Source organism: Streptomyces griseocarneus, assembly GCF_014655595.1.
Taxonomy (GTDB): Bacteria; Actinomycetota; Actinomycetes; order Streptomycetales; family Streptomycetaceae; genus Streptomyces; species Streptomyces griseocarneus.
Genome location: NZ_BNBL01000009.1, coordinates 15504 through 28950, shown reverse-complemented (window position 1 = coordinate 28950; position 13447 = coordinate 15504). Strand labels below are relative to the sequence as shown.

At 72.8% G+C, this 13447-nt stretch carries 15 protein-coding genes; 8 read left to right on the top strand and 7 right to left on the bottom strand.

Features of this window, described 5'->3' with window-relative positions:
* The first annotated feature begins 24 nt into the window (after window positions 1-24).
* Window positions 25-1014, top strand: coding sequence for a GTP 3',8-cyclase MoaA (gene moaA, locus IE295_RS22170; RefSeq protein ID WP_190065481.1), 990 nt, complete (start codon window positions 25-27; stop codon window positions 1012-1014).
* Between the two features lie 24 nt (window positions 1015-1038).
* Here the strand turns inward: moaA and IE295_RS22165 are convergent, their stop codons facing one another.
* Window positions 1039-1260: a hypothetical protein gene (locus tag IE295_RS22165; protein WP_190065480.1), complete on the bottom strand. Its 222-nt coding sequence runs from the start codon at window positions 1258-1260 to the stop codon at window positions 1039-1041.
* 205 nt (window positions 1261-1465) lie between these two features.
* The gene (locus IE295_RS22160; RefSeq protein WP_190065479.1) at window positions 1466-1840 is read right to left on the bottom strand and encodes a DUF3099 domain-containing protein; all 375 of its coding nucleotides are present in this window, start codon (window positions 1838-1840) and stop codon (window positions 1466-1468) included.
* 222 nt (window positions 1841-2062) lie between these two features.
* Here IE295_RS22160 and IE295_RS22155 point away from each other — a divergent pair, with 222 nt between their 5' ends.
* A complete protein-coding gene (locus IE295_RS22155; protein WP_190065478.1) occupies window positions 2063-2341 on the top strand; it encodes a GlsB/YeaQ/YmgE family stress response membrane protein in 279 nt (92 codons plus the stop codon).
* A 114-nt stretch (window positions 2342-2455) separates the two neighbouring features.
* Here IE295_RS22155 and tyrS read toward each other — a convergent pair whose 3' ends face one another.
* The 3 genes from tyrS to IE295_RS22140 form a co-directional block, all read right to left on the bottom strand.
* Window positions 2456-3859, bottom strand: a complete 1404-nt coding sequence (gene tyrS, locus IE295_RS22150; RefSeq protein ID WP_190065477.1) for a tyrosine--tRNA ligase — start codon at window positions 3857-3859, stop codon at window positions 2456-2458.
* A gap of 76 nt (window positions 3860-3935) precedes the next feature.
* Entirely contained in the window at window positions 3936-5342 is a 1407-nt protein-coding gene (locus tag IE295_RS22145; protein WP_190065476.1) for a metallopeptidase TldD-related protein, read from the bottom strand.
* On the bottom strand, window positions 5339-6865 hold the full coding sequence (locus IE295_RS22140; RefSeq protein WP_190065475.1) for a TldD/PmbA family protein: 1527 nt from the start codon (window positions 6863-6865) through the stop codon (window positions 5339-5341). Before IE295_RS22140 ends, IE295_RS22145 begins: the two co-directional genes overlap by 4 nt.
* Before the next feature lie 190 nt (window positions 6866-7055).
* Between IE295_RS22140 and fabG the strand changes: the two genes are divergently transcribed.
* The 6 genes from fabG (at window position 7056) to IE295_RS22115 (ending at window position 10246) form a co-directional block, all read left to right on the top strand.
* Complete coding sequence (gene fabG, locus IE295_RS22135; RefSeq protein WP_190065474.1) at window positions 7056-7775, top strand: 3-oxoacyl-[acyl-carrier-protein] reductase; 720 nt, start codon at window positions 7056-7058, stop codon at window positions 7773-7775.
* A 5-nt stretch (window positions 7776-7780) separates the two neighbouring features.
* Window positions 7781-8551: an enoyl-ACP reductase FabI gene (fabI, locus tag IE295_RS22130; protein ID WP_190065473.1), complete on the top strand. Its 771-nt coding sequence runs from the start codon at window positions 7781-7783 to the stop codon at window positions 8549-8551.
* A 129-nt stretch (window positions 8552-8680) separates the two neighbouring features.
* Entirely contained in the window at window positions 8681-9025 is a 345-nt protein-coding gene (locus tag IE295_RS22125) for a hypothetical protein (RefSeq protein ID WP_190065472.1), read from the top strand.
* 33 nt (window positions 9026-9058) lie between these two features.
* Window positions 9059-9181, top strand: coding sequence for an SGM_5486 family transporter-associated protein (locus IE295_RS34180; RefSeq protein WP_263453089.1), 123 nt, complete (start codon window positions 9059-9061; stop codon window positions 9179-9181).
* Between the two features lie 316 nt (window positions 9182-9497).
* A complete protein-coding gene (locus tag IE295_RS22120) occupies window positions 9498-9641 on the top strand; it encodes a hypothetical protein (protein ID WP_190065736.1) in 144 nt (47 codons plus the stop codon).
* Window positions 9642-9727: 86 nt separating this feature from the next.
* Window positions 9728-10246 carry a SixA phosphatase family protein gene (locus IE295_RS22115; protein WP_190065471.1) on the top strand — a complete coding sequence of 173 codons (519 nt, stop codon included), beginning with the start codon at window positions 9728-9730 and terminating at the stop codon, window positions 10244-10246.
* Between the two features lie 49 nt (window positions 10247-10295).
* Here the strand turns inward: IE295_RS22115 and serB are convergent, their stop codons facing one another.
* Entirely contained in the window at window positions 10296-11528 is a 1233-nt protein-coding gene (gene serB / locus IE295_RS22110) for a phosphoserine phosphatase SerB (RefSeq protein ID WP_190065470.1), read from the bottom strand.
* An 80-nt stretch (window positions 11529-11608) separates the two neighbouring features.
* Entirely contained in the window at window positions 11609-13243 is a 1635-nt protein-coding gene (locus tag IE295_RS22105) for a streptophobe family protein (RefSeq protein WP_190065469.1), read from the bottom strand.
* Between the last annotated feature and the right edge of the window lie 204 nt (window positions 13244-13447).

The following is a 13447-nucleotide window of genomic DNA, read 5'->3' as shown; positions in this document are numbered from 1 at the left end:
CAGTCCGCGGGAGGGGCCCACACCGTGCTCATCGACACCTACGGGCGCGTCGCCACGGACCTGCGCGTCTCCCTCACCGACCGGTGCAACCTCCGCTGCACCTACTGCATGCCCGAAGAGGGCCTCGCCTGGCTCGCCAAGCCCGACCTGCTCACCGACGACGAGATCGTCCGCCTCGTCTCCGTCGCCGTCACCTCCCTCGGCGTCACCGAGGTCCGCTTCACCGGCGGAGAGCCCCTGCTGCGCCCCGGCCTGGTCTCCATCGTCGAGCGCTGCGCCGCCCTCGCCCCCCGCCCCCGGCTGTCGCTGACCACCAACGGCATCGGCCTGGCCCGCACCGCCGGCGCCCTCAAGGCCGCGGGCCTGGACCGGGTCAACGTCTCCCTCGACACCCTGCGCCCCGACGTCTTCGCCGACCTCACCCGCCGCAGGCGTCACCAGGACGTCCTCGACGGCCTGGCCGCCGCCCGCGCCGCCGGACTGACCCCCGTGAAGGTCAACGCCGTGCTGATGCCCGGCCACAACGACGACGAGGCGCCGGACCTGCTCGCCTGGGCGCTGGAGAACGACTACGAGCTGCGCTTCATCGAGCAGATGCCCCTCGACGCCCAGCACGGCTGGAAGCGCGACGGCATGATCACCGCCGATGGGATCCTGGCGAGCCTGCGCACCCGCTTCTCCCTCACCCCCGAGGGCGACGCGGCACGCGGCTCCGCCCCCGCCGAGCGCTGGCTCGTCGACGGCGGCCCCGGGCGCGTCGGCGTCATCGGCTCGGTCACCCGGCCCTTCTGCGGGGCGTGCGACCGCACCCGGCTGACCGCGGACGGGCAGGTGCGCACCTGCCTCTTCGCGCGCGAGGAGTCCGACCTGCGCGGCGCGCTGCGCGCGGGGGCGCCGGACGAGGAGATCGCGGACCTGTGGCGGACGGCCATGTGGGGCAAGAAGGCGGGCTCGGGCCTCGACGACCCGGCGTTCCTCCAGCCGAGCCGCCCCATGTCGGCGATCGGCGGCTGAGCACCGCCGCTCGCGGCCCGGCCGTCAGCCGTTGCGGCTCTCCCACTCCTCGAGCGGCACCACGTCCTTGAGGAAACCGCGCAGCGCGAGGAAGTTGGACAGGTGCTCGCGGTGTTCGTCGCACGCGAGCCACGTCTTGCGCCGCTCCGGCGTGTGCAGCTTGGGGTTGTTCCACGCGAGCACCCACACCGCTGCGGCACGGCAGCCCTTGGCGGAGCAGATCACGGCGGTTTCGGGGGAGTTCACACCGCAAACCTTACGTGGACACGGCGACGCCGGGCAGCCACGGGGGGAGCCGCCCGGCGTCGGTCTGTCGCTCCGACGGGGGATGCGGAGCGCCTACGAAGTATGTCACGGGGGGCCCGGCCGGGGGCACCGATCCACATGATTGATCTGAGGTTTTCTTGAGCTTGTCACACCGCTCCGCGGGCACCCGCCCGGAAGCGGAGGGTCAGCGCTGGCCGGGTTCTTGATCCTGCCCGGGGGAGCGATCGGCTTCCGGGACGGATTCCGCCCCGCCCGCCGGAGGACCCGCCGTCAGCACCGGCCTGGTGGGCGCCGGAACGAACGTACCCGGCAGCGAAGGGGCGTTCTCCCGGCCCGCGTTGGCTATCACGACGGCCACGTACGGCAGCGCCGCGCCCAGGATCAGGGTGCCCACCGCCACGTAGCGCTCGATGTTCCACAGGATCACGGTCAGCACCACGGAGAGGGTGCGGATGCCCATGGAGATCACGTACCGGCGCTGCCGGCCGCGGACGTCCTCCGCCAGTCCCTGACGGGCCCCGGTGATCCGGAAGACCTCGTTACCGCCCAGCTTCCGCATCACATTCCACCACCCGACTGCCGCGCCGACGCCCTTCGGGCTTCTACGCATCCAACGTTACGCCGCGCCCGTCCCGCGGACGAGACCGGGTCGTCCACCCGGTGGCTCACGCACGGGCGCCCGACGTGCGCTCACGGCGTACGGACCACTCCGACGTGCGCCGTAGGGGCGGCGGACCCACAATGGCGGAGCACGCCACATCGCCCGGAACGAGGAGGCGGCATGGACTGGCTGTGGGCAATCATCGTCGGCCTTGTCCTGGGCCTGATCGCCAAGGCGATCATCCCGGGCAAGCAGCAGATCCCGATCTGGCTCACGATCCTCTGCGGCATGGCCGGCAGCCTGCTCGGCAACTGGGCCGCCACCGCGCTGGGCGTCGAGGACACCAAGGGCATCGACTGGATCCGCCACGTGCTGCAGCTCATCGGCGCGGTCATCGTCGTCGCCATCGGCGACCGGCTGTGGGTGGGCATGCGGGGCGACCGGCACCGCGTCACCTGATCCCCGCCACGCCCGGCCACGCCCCCCACGCCATGACGCGGTCGCGAAACGAGGCGGCCGGTGCGCGGGAAGCGCACCGGCCGCCTCGGGGCCTTGGAGAGGGAAGGCGGCGGACTACAGCCCGCGCAGCTCCGCGATCTTGCGGCCGGCCTTGAGGTAGACCCCGCTCACCGCGCGCCCGGCCAGCAGCTCACGGGCCACCTCGCCCAGCGGCCGGATGGCGTCGGCCTCGGCCAGCACCACGGCCTCCTGGCCGCCGTCGGCCTCCAGGACCAGCCGCAGACCGTTCTGCTTGGCGACCCGGCGGGCGGCCGAGGCGCTCGGCTGGAAGCCCAGCACCTTGCTGAGCACGGCCGTGGCCGGCTCCTCGCCGTGCTCGGCCAGGTCCACCACCGGCGTCTCGACGTCGGTGAAGCTCTTCTTCGAGAACTGCGCGACGAAGCCGGCACGCGCCGCCATCGCCGCCTCCAGGCCGTACAGCGCGGCCACGACCTCGCCCGCCAGGACCTTCTTCAGGTCCATCGGGTGCAGCGACTTCTCCTCGATGCGGGAGAGCGCGAGCGCGATCTCCGCGTCCGTCCACTCCGTCCAGGCCTTGAGGTACGGCTCCATCAGCCGGTCCGGCACCGACATGATCTTGCCGAAGACGTCGTCGGCGGGCGCGGTCAGCCCGACGTAGTTGCCCTTGGACTTGGACATCTTCGCGCCGGTGCCGTCCGTGCCCTCGATCAGCGGCATCGTGACGACGAGCTGCGGCTTCTGGCCCCGCAGCTCCATCAGCTTGCGGCCCATCTGCAGGTTGAGCAGCTGGTCCGCGCCGCCCAGCTCCACGTCGCAGTTCAGCGCCACCGAGTCCAGGCCCTGCGCGATCGGGTAGAGCAGCTCCGACATCGTCAGGCCCGAGCCGGACGCCAGGCGGTTGCGGAAGTCCTCGCGCTGCAGCAGCTGCGAGACCGGCACCTGGGAGAGCAGACCGAGCAGCTCCGGGAAGGTGTACGGGGCCAGCCACTCACTGTTCTGGACGAACGTGACCTTCTCGAAGTCGAAGAACGGCCGCACCTGCTCGCGGTAGCCCGCGAGGTTGGCGGCGATGTCCTCGTCGGTCAGCGGCGGGCGCTCCGCCGTCCGGCCCGTCGGGTCACCGATCTTGGCGGTGAAGTCGCCGATGAGCAGGGTGACGTCGTGGCCCATCCGCTGGAAGCGGCTGAGGATGATCACCGGCACCGCGTGACCGAGGTGCACGTCGGCGGCCGTGGGGTCGATGCCCAGCTTGATGGCCAGGCCCTTGCCCTCGGACCGGCGCAGCTCGATCCGCTCGGCCAGCTTGGCCACGCCGGGCAGCACCTCGACCGTACGGGAGGCGATGAGCTCGGCCTGGTCCTTCGCCGACAGATCCGTCAGGTCCAGATAGCGCCTCGCCTTCGTCTCCGTGAGCAGCTGCTCCACGGTGGAGTCGGTGGAGAGGTCCTGCGCCAGCAGGGCGCTGGCGCGCGCGACGGAGTCGCCGAGGCGTGTCATCGTGGCGTTCCTGTAGTGGTTGTCGGACAAAGGACAGGTCGAGTCTATTTGCTCGGCGGACTTCCTTCCCCGCCGGTCACACGCCCCGGCTGACCGAGCTCATGTTGAAGTCCGGGATCCGCAGGGCCGGCATGGCCGCCCGGGTGAAGTAGTCCCCCCACTCGCGCGGCAGCGTCGGCTCGGTCCGGCCCGCCTCGGTGGCCCGGGAGAGCAGCGACACCGGGGACTCGTTGAAGCGGAAGTTGTTCACCTCGCCGACGACCTCCCCCTTCTCCACGAGGTACACCCCGTCCCGGGTCAGCCCGGTCAGCAGCAGCGACGCCGGGTCCACCTCGCGGATGTACCACAGGCAGGTCAGCAGCAGGACCGGCCCGTCGTGGCCGCTCGCGGCGACCATCTCCGCCAGCGACCGGGTGCCGCCGCCGTCCAGGATCAGGTTGTCGGTGTACGGGGTCATCGGCAGGCCCGTCAGCCCCGCGCTGTGCCGCGTGGTCAGCAGGTGCTCGAGCACGCCCTCGCGGATCCACTCGGTGGCGGTGACCGGCAGGCCGTTGTCGAAGACCGACGCGTCGTCGCCCGAGCTGCCCGCGAGCACGAACGGCGCGCACTCCAGGCCCGGCGCGTGCGGGTCGCTGCGCAGGGTCAGCGGCAGGTCCGACAGCTTCTCCCCGATCCGGGTGCCGCCGCCGGGCTGGGAGAAGACGGTGCGGCCCTCGGCCGCGTCCCGGGCCGTGGCCGACCACTGCTGGTACACGAGCAGGTCCGCCACGGCCGTCGGGGGCAGCAACGTCTCGTAGCGCCCGGCGGGCAGCTCGAGCCGGCGGTCCGCCCACGCGAGCCGCTCGGCGAGCTCGGCGTCCAGCGCGCCGGGGTCCACGTCGGTGAAGTCCCGGGTGGCCCGGCCCGCCCACGCCGAGCGGGTGCGGTCCGGCGTCTTGGCGTTCAGCTCGAGGGCGCCGGTGGGCTGGTCGTGGCGCAGCCGCAGCCCCGCCGAGGTGCCGAGGTAGCTGGACTCCATCTCGTGGCGGGCGAAGCCGTACAGCTCGCGGCCCTGGGAGCGGGCCCGGGCGAAGGCCTCGCCGAGGGCCGGCGCGAAGGCGTCGAAGACGGCGGAGGAGGTCTCGGCGGGCGCGTCGGTGAAGCCGGGGGAGTGCGGCACGCCCGTCACCAGCGGCTGGGCGTCCTCCGCCGGCCCCGCCTCGCGGGCCGCCGCCTCCGCCGCCCGTACCAGCGGCTCCAGGTCGTCCGCGGTGACGGCGGTCCGGGAGACCACGCCGGACGCCGTGCCCTCGGCCCCGTCGACGGTCGCCACGACGGTGACGCTCCGGCCGCGGGTGACGCCGTTGGTGGTCAGGGCGTTGCCGGCCCAGCGCAGATTGGCGGTGGACTCCTCGCGCGCGATCACGACGCAGCCGTCGGCACGCGAGAGCTCGAGGACGCGCTCGACGATCTCGTGGGGCTTGCTGGTGTTCCGCGGGCTCACTGACCGGCCTCCTGCGTGGTGTTCAAGATGTTGACGCCCTCGAAGAGGGCCGACGGGCAGCCGTGCGAGACCGCCGCGACCTGCCCCGGCTGGGCCTTGCCGCAGTTGAACGCGCCACCCAGCACATAGGTCTGCGGGCCGCCCACGGCCTTCATCGAGCCCCAGAACTCAGGCGTGATCCCCTGGTATGCAAAGTCCCGGACCTGCCCCTGAAGGCGGCCGTTCCGGATTGCGTATGCCCTCTGCCCCGTGAATTGGAAGTTGTAGCGCTGCATGTCGATCGACCACGAGCGGTCGCCGACGACGTAGATGCCGTTCTTCACCCCGGAGATCAGCTCCTCGGTCGACGGGCCGCCGTCCGCCGGCCGCAGCGAGACGTTGGCCATCCGCTGCACCGGCACGTGGGAGGGCGAGTCGGCGAACGCGCAGCCGTTGGAGCGGCCCTGGCCGGTCAGCCGGGCGATGCGCCGGTCGGTCTGATAGCCCACCAGGATGCCGTCCTTGACCAGGTCCCAGGACTGGGCGGCCACGCCCTCGTCGTCGTAGCCGATCGTCGCCAGGCCGTGCTCGGCGGTGCGGTCGCCGGTGACGTTCATGACGGGGGAGCCGTACTTCAGCGTGCCCAGCAGGTCGGGGGTGGCGAAGGAGGTGCCGGCGTAGGCGGCCTCGTAGCCGAGCGCCCGGTCCAGCTCGGTGGCGTGGCCGATGGACTCGTGGATCGTCAGCCACAGGTTGGAGGGGTCCACCACCAGGTCGTACGTGCCCGCCTCGACGCTCGGCGCCCGCATCTTCTCGGCCAGCAGCTCCGGCATCCCGGCCAGTTCGGCGTCCCAGTCCCAGCCGCCCGCGCCGGTCAGGTACTCCCAGCCGCGCCCGGTCGGCGGGGCGAGGGTGCGCATCGAGTCGAAGTCGCCGGTGGCCGGGTCCACGGCCACGGCGGTCAGCTGCGGGTGCACCCGCACGCGCTGCTGGGTGGTGGTCGTGCCGGCCGAGTCCGCGTAGAACTTGTTCTCGTGCACGGTCGTCAGGGTGGCGTCCGCGTGGTCCACCCCGTCCGCCGCCAGCAGCCGCTCGCTCCACTGGGTGAGCAGCCCCGTCTTCTCGGCGTCCGGCACCTGGAAGGGGTCGATGTCGTACGACGAGACCCAGGTGCGCTCCGCGTGCACCGGCTCGTCCGCGAGCTCCACCCTCTCGTCGGACCCGGCGGCGGCGATCACCTTGGCCGACAGCTTGGCCATGGCCACCGCCTGCGAGGCCACCCGGGCGGCGGCGTCCATCGTCAGGTCGACGCCGGCCGCGAACCCCCACGTCCCCTCGTGCACCACACGCACCGCGTATCCCAGGTCGGTGTCGTCCGAGGAACCCGCCGGCCGGGCGTCCCGCAGCCGCCACGACGCGCTGCGCACCCGCTCGAAGCGGAACTCCGCGTGCGAGGACCCCAGCGCGCGGGCGCGCGCGAGAGCGGCGTCGGCCAGCGGCCGCAGCGGCAGCGCCAGGAATGACGGATCGATCTCATGCGGCACGGTCCACTCTCCTTCTCGTATGTGACGGAAGTGAACCATGGTCGCGGCCGCCGGACCCCGGTTCTGTAGAGATCCAACAGTGACCGCCCATCCCCCCTGTCGCAGGTCGATTGCCGCTTTGGTGACGTCTACCGATACGTTCGGTGTAGTCCAGCACTACCTATGGATACGTAAACGGAAGGGTGATCCTGTGAGCCGCTCGGTTCTCGTCACCGGAGGAAACCGGGGCATCGGCCTCGCCATCGCGCGCGCCTTCGCCGATGCGGGGGACAAGGTCGCCTTCACCTACCGCTCGGGGGAGCCGCCCGCCGAGCTCCTGGACCTGGGGTGCCTCGCCGTCAAGTGCGACATCACCGACCCGGAGCAGGTCGAGCAGGCCTACAAGGAGATCGAGGACAAGCAGGGCGCGGTCGAGGTGCTGGTGGCCAACGCCGGCGTCACCCGTGACCAGCTGCTGCTGCGCATGTCCGAGGAGGACTTCACCTCGGTGGTGGAGACCAACCTGACCGGCACGTTCCGCGTCGTCAAGCGCGCCTCGAAGGGCATGCTGCGCGCCCGCAAGGGCCGCGTCGTGCTGATCTCGTCCGTCGTGGGCCTGATGGGCTCGGCGGGCCAGGCGAACTACGCCGCCTCCAAGGCCGGACTGGTCGGCTTCGCCCGCTCGCTCTCCCGTGAGCTGGGCTCCCGCAACATCACCGTCAACGTCGTGGCGCCCGGTTTCGTGGACACCGACATGACCCGCGTGCTCAGCGACGAGCAGCGCGCCGGCATCGTCGCCAACGTCCCGCTGGGCCGCTACGCGCAGCCCGAGGAGATCGCCGCCTCGGTCCGCTTCCTCGCCTCCGAGGACGCCGCATACATCACCGGAGCCGTCATTCCCGTAGACGGCGGATTGGGCATGGGTCACTGATCGACATGAGTGGAATCCTCGCAGGCAAGCGCATCCTCGTCACGGGTGTCCTCACCGAGGCCTCGATCGCCTTCCAGGCCGCCAAGGTCGCCCAGAACGAGGGCGCCGAGGTCATCCTGACCGGCTTCGGCCGCCTCTCCCTCGTCGAGCGCATCGCCAAGCGGCTGCCCAAGCCCGCGCCGGTCATCGAGCTGGACGTCACCAACCAGGAGCACCTCGACGGGCTCGCCGACAAGGTCCGCGAGCACCTCGGCGACGACGTGCCCCTCGACGGCATCGTGCACTCCATCGCCTTCGGCCCGCAGGGCGCCTTCAACTTCCTCGAGGCCTCCTGGGAGGACGTCTCGACGGCCGTGCAGGTCTCGGCGTACTCCTACAAGTCGCTGGCCATGGCCCTGCTGCCGCTGATGCCGCAGGGCTCGGCCATCGTGGGTCTGACCTTCGACGCGCAGATCGCCTGGCCGAAGTACGACTGGATGGGCGTCGCCAAGGCCGCCCTCGAGGGCACCAACCGCTACCTCGCGCGCGACCTGGGCCCCAAGGGCATCCGCTGCAACCTGGTCTCGGCCGGCCCCATCAAGTCCATGGCCGCCAAGTCCATCCCGGGCTTCGAGGAGCTCGCGGACGTGTGGAACCACCGCGCCCCCATCGGCTGGGACCTGGCCGACCCGGAGCCGGCCGGCCGCGGTGTCGTCGGCATGCTGTCGGACTTCTTCCCCCGCACCACGGGCGAGATCGTCCACGTCGACGGCGGCGTGCACATGATGGGTGCCTGACGCCCGCAGCGCATTCCCAGCGCATCCCGATGCCCGTTCCGGCACCCGCCGGGGCGGGCATCGCGCGTTCCCGGGTCGTGCGGGACGGCCCGCGCCCGCACACTGGGGGCAGGGAGGAGGTACCGGCTGATGCGCTTCCCGATATGCGGCGCGGCGGCGCTGCTGCTGGCGACCGCCGCTCTGTCCGGTGCCCAGGCGACGGCCGCCGGGCACGGCGGGCACGCCTCCCGCGTGCTGGAGCCGCGGCGCGAGGCGGAGTGCCACACCCGCGTCCTGGGCTCCCACGCCCGGTCCGACTGCTTCAACGGCGACTCCCGCCCCGACCGCGTGCAGCTGCACGTGATGTGCGCCCGCTGGTGGGATCCCGCCATGGACACCGCCCCGGTCACCGTCGGGCCGGCCGGCCACGTCACCCTCACCCAGCGCTGCTGGCTGGAGGTCCGCAAGGCGTGGGTGACCCACACGCCCGGATGACGGCCGCCGGGAGCGGGATGGGAGACTGTCGCCATGCCCGTCCTCGACGAGAACCCGAACCCCAAGAACGGCCAGAAGGCCCTGCTGACCATCCTCGGCGTGATGCTCGGCATCACCGTCGTCATCGCCGTCATCGCGACGATCGCCTCCCCCTGAGCCGGGCTCTTCCTGAGCCGGGGCGCCGGGGCCGCTGTGCCGCATCCCCGCCCCCTCCCCGCCCCTCCCCCTAGGGGATGGTGGGGACAGCCCCACCATCCCCTAGGGGGTCAGGGTCAGGGAGGAGTGGGTGGGTTGCCGGATGGGCGGCGGCCCCCGCTCTCCGTAGGTTCGTAGTACACCGCGACGCGGCGGTGCACCGACCCTCGGAGGCGATCCCATGTCCGCCGGCAGGCAGGCTCCCGTTCACGCCGGTGCACGGCTTCACGCCGGCGCCCGGCCCGGGCCGCAGACCAGGCTGCCGTGGTGGGCCCTCGTGCTTCCCGCCGTCGCGTTCGTGACCCTCTTCTGTCTGCTGTCCTCGCCCGCCGCGGCGGACGGCGGCGCCGCGCCGGGCGGGAGCACGCTGGCGCGCGTGGTGCAGCTCGTCCAGTACTCGGCGGGGCACTGGGCGCCGTGAGCGCCGTCCGCGGGGGCGCCACCCTGCGGGGTCAAGCCTGCCAACACCCCGCGCCTCGCCATGGGTTTCGTGCGAAGCTGGACGACATGAGCTCCTCCGACACCCGCAGGATTGTCATCCTCCGGCACGCCAAGGCGGAATGGTCCGACGTGGACGACCACGAACGTCCGCTCGCCGAGCGCGGCCGCAAGGACGCCCCGGTCGCCGGGCGCTGGCTCGCCGGCTCCGGCATCAGCCCCGACCTGGCCCTGTGCTCCACCTCCGCACGGACCCGTGAGACCTGGAAGCTCGCCGTCCATGAGCTGCCGCAGCGCCCGCGGACGGTCTACGAGGACCGGATGTACGAGGCCTCCCTCGGCGAGCTGATCGCGCTGCTCAACGAGGTCTCCGACGAGGTGCGCGACCTGGTGCTCATCGGTCACAACCCCGGGATGCACGCCCTGGCCGACGCCCTGGCCGGCGAGGCGGATGGCGACCTGCTGGCCCGGATGAACCGTTCCGGCTTCCCCACCGCGGCGATCGCGGTGCTCGCCTTCGGCGGCTCGTGGAAGAGCGTCGAGCACGGCGTGGGCCGGCTGATCGCCTTCTGGACTCCGCACGCCTGACCGGGGCCGTCCGCGGGGGCTGCCCGACGGATGCCGGGGCTCGGCGGCCTCACTCGTGGGTGTTGGCCGCCTCGACCTCTTCCCGGGTGACGCCCAGCAGATAGAGCACGGTGTCCAGGAACGGCACGTTCACGGCCGTGTGCGCGGCCTCGCGGACCACGGGCTTGGCGTTGAACGCCACGCCCAGGCCCGCCGCGTTGAGCATGTCGAGGTCGTTGGCGCCGTCCCCGACCGCCACCGTCTGGGACAGCGGCACCCCGGCCTCGGCCGCGAACCGGCGCAGCAGCCGGGCCTTGCCCGCCCGGTCCACGATCTCCCCGGTCACCCGGCCGGTCAGCTTCCCGTCCACGATCTCGAGGGTGTTGGCGGAGGCGAAGTCCAGGCCCAGCCGCTCCCGCAGGTCGTCGGTGACCTGGGTGAAGCCGCCGGAGACCACGCCGACCTGGAAGCCCAGCCGCTTGAGGGTCTTGATCAGGGTGCGGGCGCCCGGCGTGAGCCGCACCTCGGCCCGCACCTTCTCCACCACCGACGCGTCCAGCCCCGCCAGCAGCGCCACCCGCGCGTGCAGGGACTGCTCGAAGTCCAGCTCGCCGCGCATCGCCCGCGCGGTCACCTCGGCCACCTCCGCCTCACAGCCCGCGTGGGCCGCGAACAGCTCGATGACCTCGTCCTGGATGAGCGTGGAGTCCACGTCCATCACCACCAGCCGCTGCGCCCGGCGCTGCAGACCGGCCGCCACGACGGCCACGTCCACGCCGAGCGCCGCCGATTCGATGGCCAGCGCGGTGCGCAGCTTCTCCGTGTCCGTGCCCGACACCGCGAACTCCACGGCCGTGACGGGGTACTTGGCGAGGCGGAAGATGCGGTCGATGTTGCCGCCGGTGTCGGTGATGGCGGCGGCGATGGCGGCCGTCGACTCGGCGGTGAGCGGGTGGCCGAGCACGGTGACGTGCGAACGGCCCGTGCCGCGGGGCCGGTTGTCGCCCCGGCCGGAGATGATCTCGGTCTGCAGGTGCATCGACTCCGCCCAGCTGTGCACGGTCGCCCGCAGCGAGCCCTCGGTCGCCGCGCCCCCGGAGGGAGCGGTGACCAGCGCGCAGAGGGTGATCCGGCCCCGCGTGACGACCTGCTCGATGTCTATGACGTCCACGGCGTAGGCGGCGAGGGTGTCGAAGAGCCCGGCGGTGATGCCCGGCCGGTCCTTACCGAAGATCTTGACGAGCAGGGTCGGGTCGGCGTCGCCGGTGACGGCGGTGGCAGGCGGGGTCTGCGATGCACTCATGGTGTTCCTACGGTATCCGCCCCCGCGCCGGACCCGCACAGGTGTCCCGACCGGCGGACGGCCCCCCGGCCCCGCGGGCCCTAGCCGCGCCCCCGTGGCGGAGGCGGTTCGTCCGGCGGGGGCACGGGCGAGGACCCGTAGCGGTAGCCCGGCTGCCGGGGCGGGCGGGGCGGCGGCCGCAACGGCGAGCGGCTCGTCTGCGTGGGTGCGCTGAACGGGTCGTCCCCCGGCTGCCGCAGGTAGGGATTGGTCTCCGCCCGCGCGGGCCGGTAGCCCGGCGAGGGGTTGTACGGCCCCGGCAGGTACGCCGGATCCGGGTACGCACCGCCCCCGGCAGCCACCGCACCGCGCGCGAGCGGTGCCGCCCGGCGCCCCGCCGCCCCCGTCGCGTACGCCAGCAGCCCCCCGGCCACCCCCGCCACGAACCCCCACACCGCGCCCAGCAGCGCGGCCGCCGGCGCGCTCCCGCTCAGCTCCAGCCCCGCCCCCATCGCGTCGATGCCCAGCACCGACAGGCTCGCGTCCGCCTTCACCCGCGTCGCCAGCACCAGCAGCGGCAGCGCCACCGCCGTGGCCGCGCCCAGCGCCAGCCCGCACCGCCCGGCGAAGCCCACCGCGCCCGCCGTCCCCCGGGGCGTACGGGCCGCCGTGAGCACCCCGGCCGTCACCATCAGCAGCCCGCACCCCATGGGCAGCAGCCACACGCCCGGCTCGAGCTCGGCGAGGCGGGCAACCGACACGTCCTGCCCGGCCCTCATCCGCAGCAGGTCGTCCAGGGGGTGGGGCAGCACCTGCAGCAGCGACCCGCTCGCCACCCCCCGCAGGGGCACGAACAGCCCCAGCGGCACCCCCAGCCACACCCCGTTGGGCGCCCCGAGCAGCGCGGCACCGGCCACCCGCCCGGGGTGACCGTCACTCGCGCCGGCGACCGCCGCGGCCGCTAGCCCGGCCACGACCGCCAGCACCAGCACCGCGCGCAGCGCCGAGGCCGCCGGGCGGACGCCGCGGTGCAGGGCCTCCCAGCCGCGCGGCAGCGGGGCCCGGCGGGCCGAGACCAGCGTGATCAGCAGCACACCGAGCACCCATGCCAGCCCGCCGAACAGCGAGGGGCCGGTGCGTACGGAGAAGCCGACGGAGGCCTTGGCGTCGGCGAGGTCCTTGAGGCGGTCGGTGAGACCGCCGCCGATGTCCCCGATGTCGCCGAGGCCGGGTATCTCCAGGCCGGGCCCGCCACCGCCGGACGCGCCGGGCAGTCCCAGCCCGCTCCCGTCGAAGGTGACGGTGGAGGAGCCCGCCCAGGCGAGAGCGCCCAATATCAGGAGGAAGAGGACGACGACCGCCCCTGCCCGGGCCGCCAGCTCCGCGCCGCCCACGCTCGGGCCCAGGGCGCGCAGCGAACGGGCGAAGACCCAGCCGAGCAGCAGCGCCCCCACCAGGGCGACGCCCAGTGGCGCGATGTCGATGGTGGTGTGCGCCCCCGCGCCCGTCAGGCCGAATGCTTCGACGGAGCCCGAGGGGGTGACCGATCCGCCGACCGCGAGGACGACCACGGCGGCCGTCATCGGGCCCAGGGATCCGGCCGTGTCCGCCCCCAGGAGGTGCAGGCCCAGCGCCGCGACCCCGGCCATCGCGAGGAACGCCCAGCTCACCGCGGCGATCGCGGTCAGGAGCAGATCCGCGCCCCGTGCCGCGCGGCTGCCACCGGTCATGGTCATCACGGCCCCCCGGTCCATACCAGTTGCCCCGGATGTTCATGATCCGTACGCATCCACCGCATCCATGGGCGGTTACTACTGTCAGGGCGTGTTTCGCATCGGTCAACGGCGCCTGTTACAGGGCCGGTACACGGTCGCGTCACTCCCGACTTTCGGTTGAGGGACTGCGCCTGAAATAGTTCCTCCCGATGTTCGCCATCCCTA

Excerpts from the sequence above, each read along its gene's own strand:
- IE295_RS22160 (WP_190065479.1), bottom strand. The coding sequence starts at position 1,840 with ATGCGGAAGCTGGGCGGTAACGAGGTCTTCCGGATCACCGGGGCCCGT.
- IE295_RS22155 (WP_190065478.1), top strand. The coding sequence starts at position 2,063 with ATGGACTGGCTGTGGGCAATCATCGTCGGCCTTGTCCTGGGCCTGATC.
- tyrS (WP_190065477.1), bottom strand. The coding sequence starts at position 3,859 with ATGACACGCCTCGGCGACTCCGTCGCGCGCGCCAGCGCCCTGCTGGCG.
- fabI (WP_190065473.1), top strand. The coding sequence starts at position 7,781 with ATGAGTGGAATCCTCGCAGGCAAGCGCATCCTCGTCACGGGTGTCCTC.
- IE295_RS22125 (WP_190065472.1), top strand. The coding sequence starts at position 8,681 with ATGCGCTTCCCGATATGCGGCGCGGCGGCGCTGCTGCTGGCGACCGCC.
- IE295_RS34180 (WP_263453089.1), top strand. The coding sequence starts at position 9,059 with ATGCCCGTCCTCGACGAGAACCCGAACCCCAAGAACGGCCAGAAGGCC.
- IE295_RS22115 (WP_190065471.1), top strand. The coding sequence starts at position 9,728 with ATGAGCTCCTCCGACACCCGCAGGATTGTCATCCTCCGGCACGCCAAG.
- serB (WP_190065470.1), bottom strand. The coding sequence starts at position 11,528 with ATGAGTGCATCGCAGACCCCGCCTGCCACCGCCGTCACCGGCGACGCC.
- IE295_RS22105 (WP_190065469.1), bottom strand. The coding sequence starts at position 13,243 with ATGACCATGACCGGTGGCAGCCGCGCGGCACGGGGCGCGGATCTGCTC.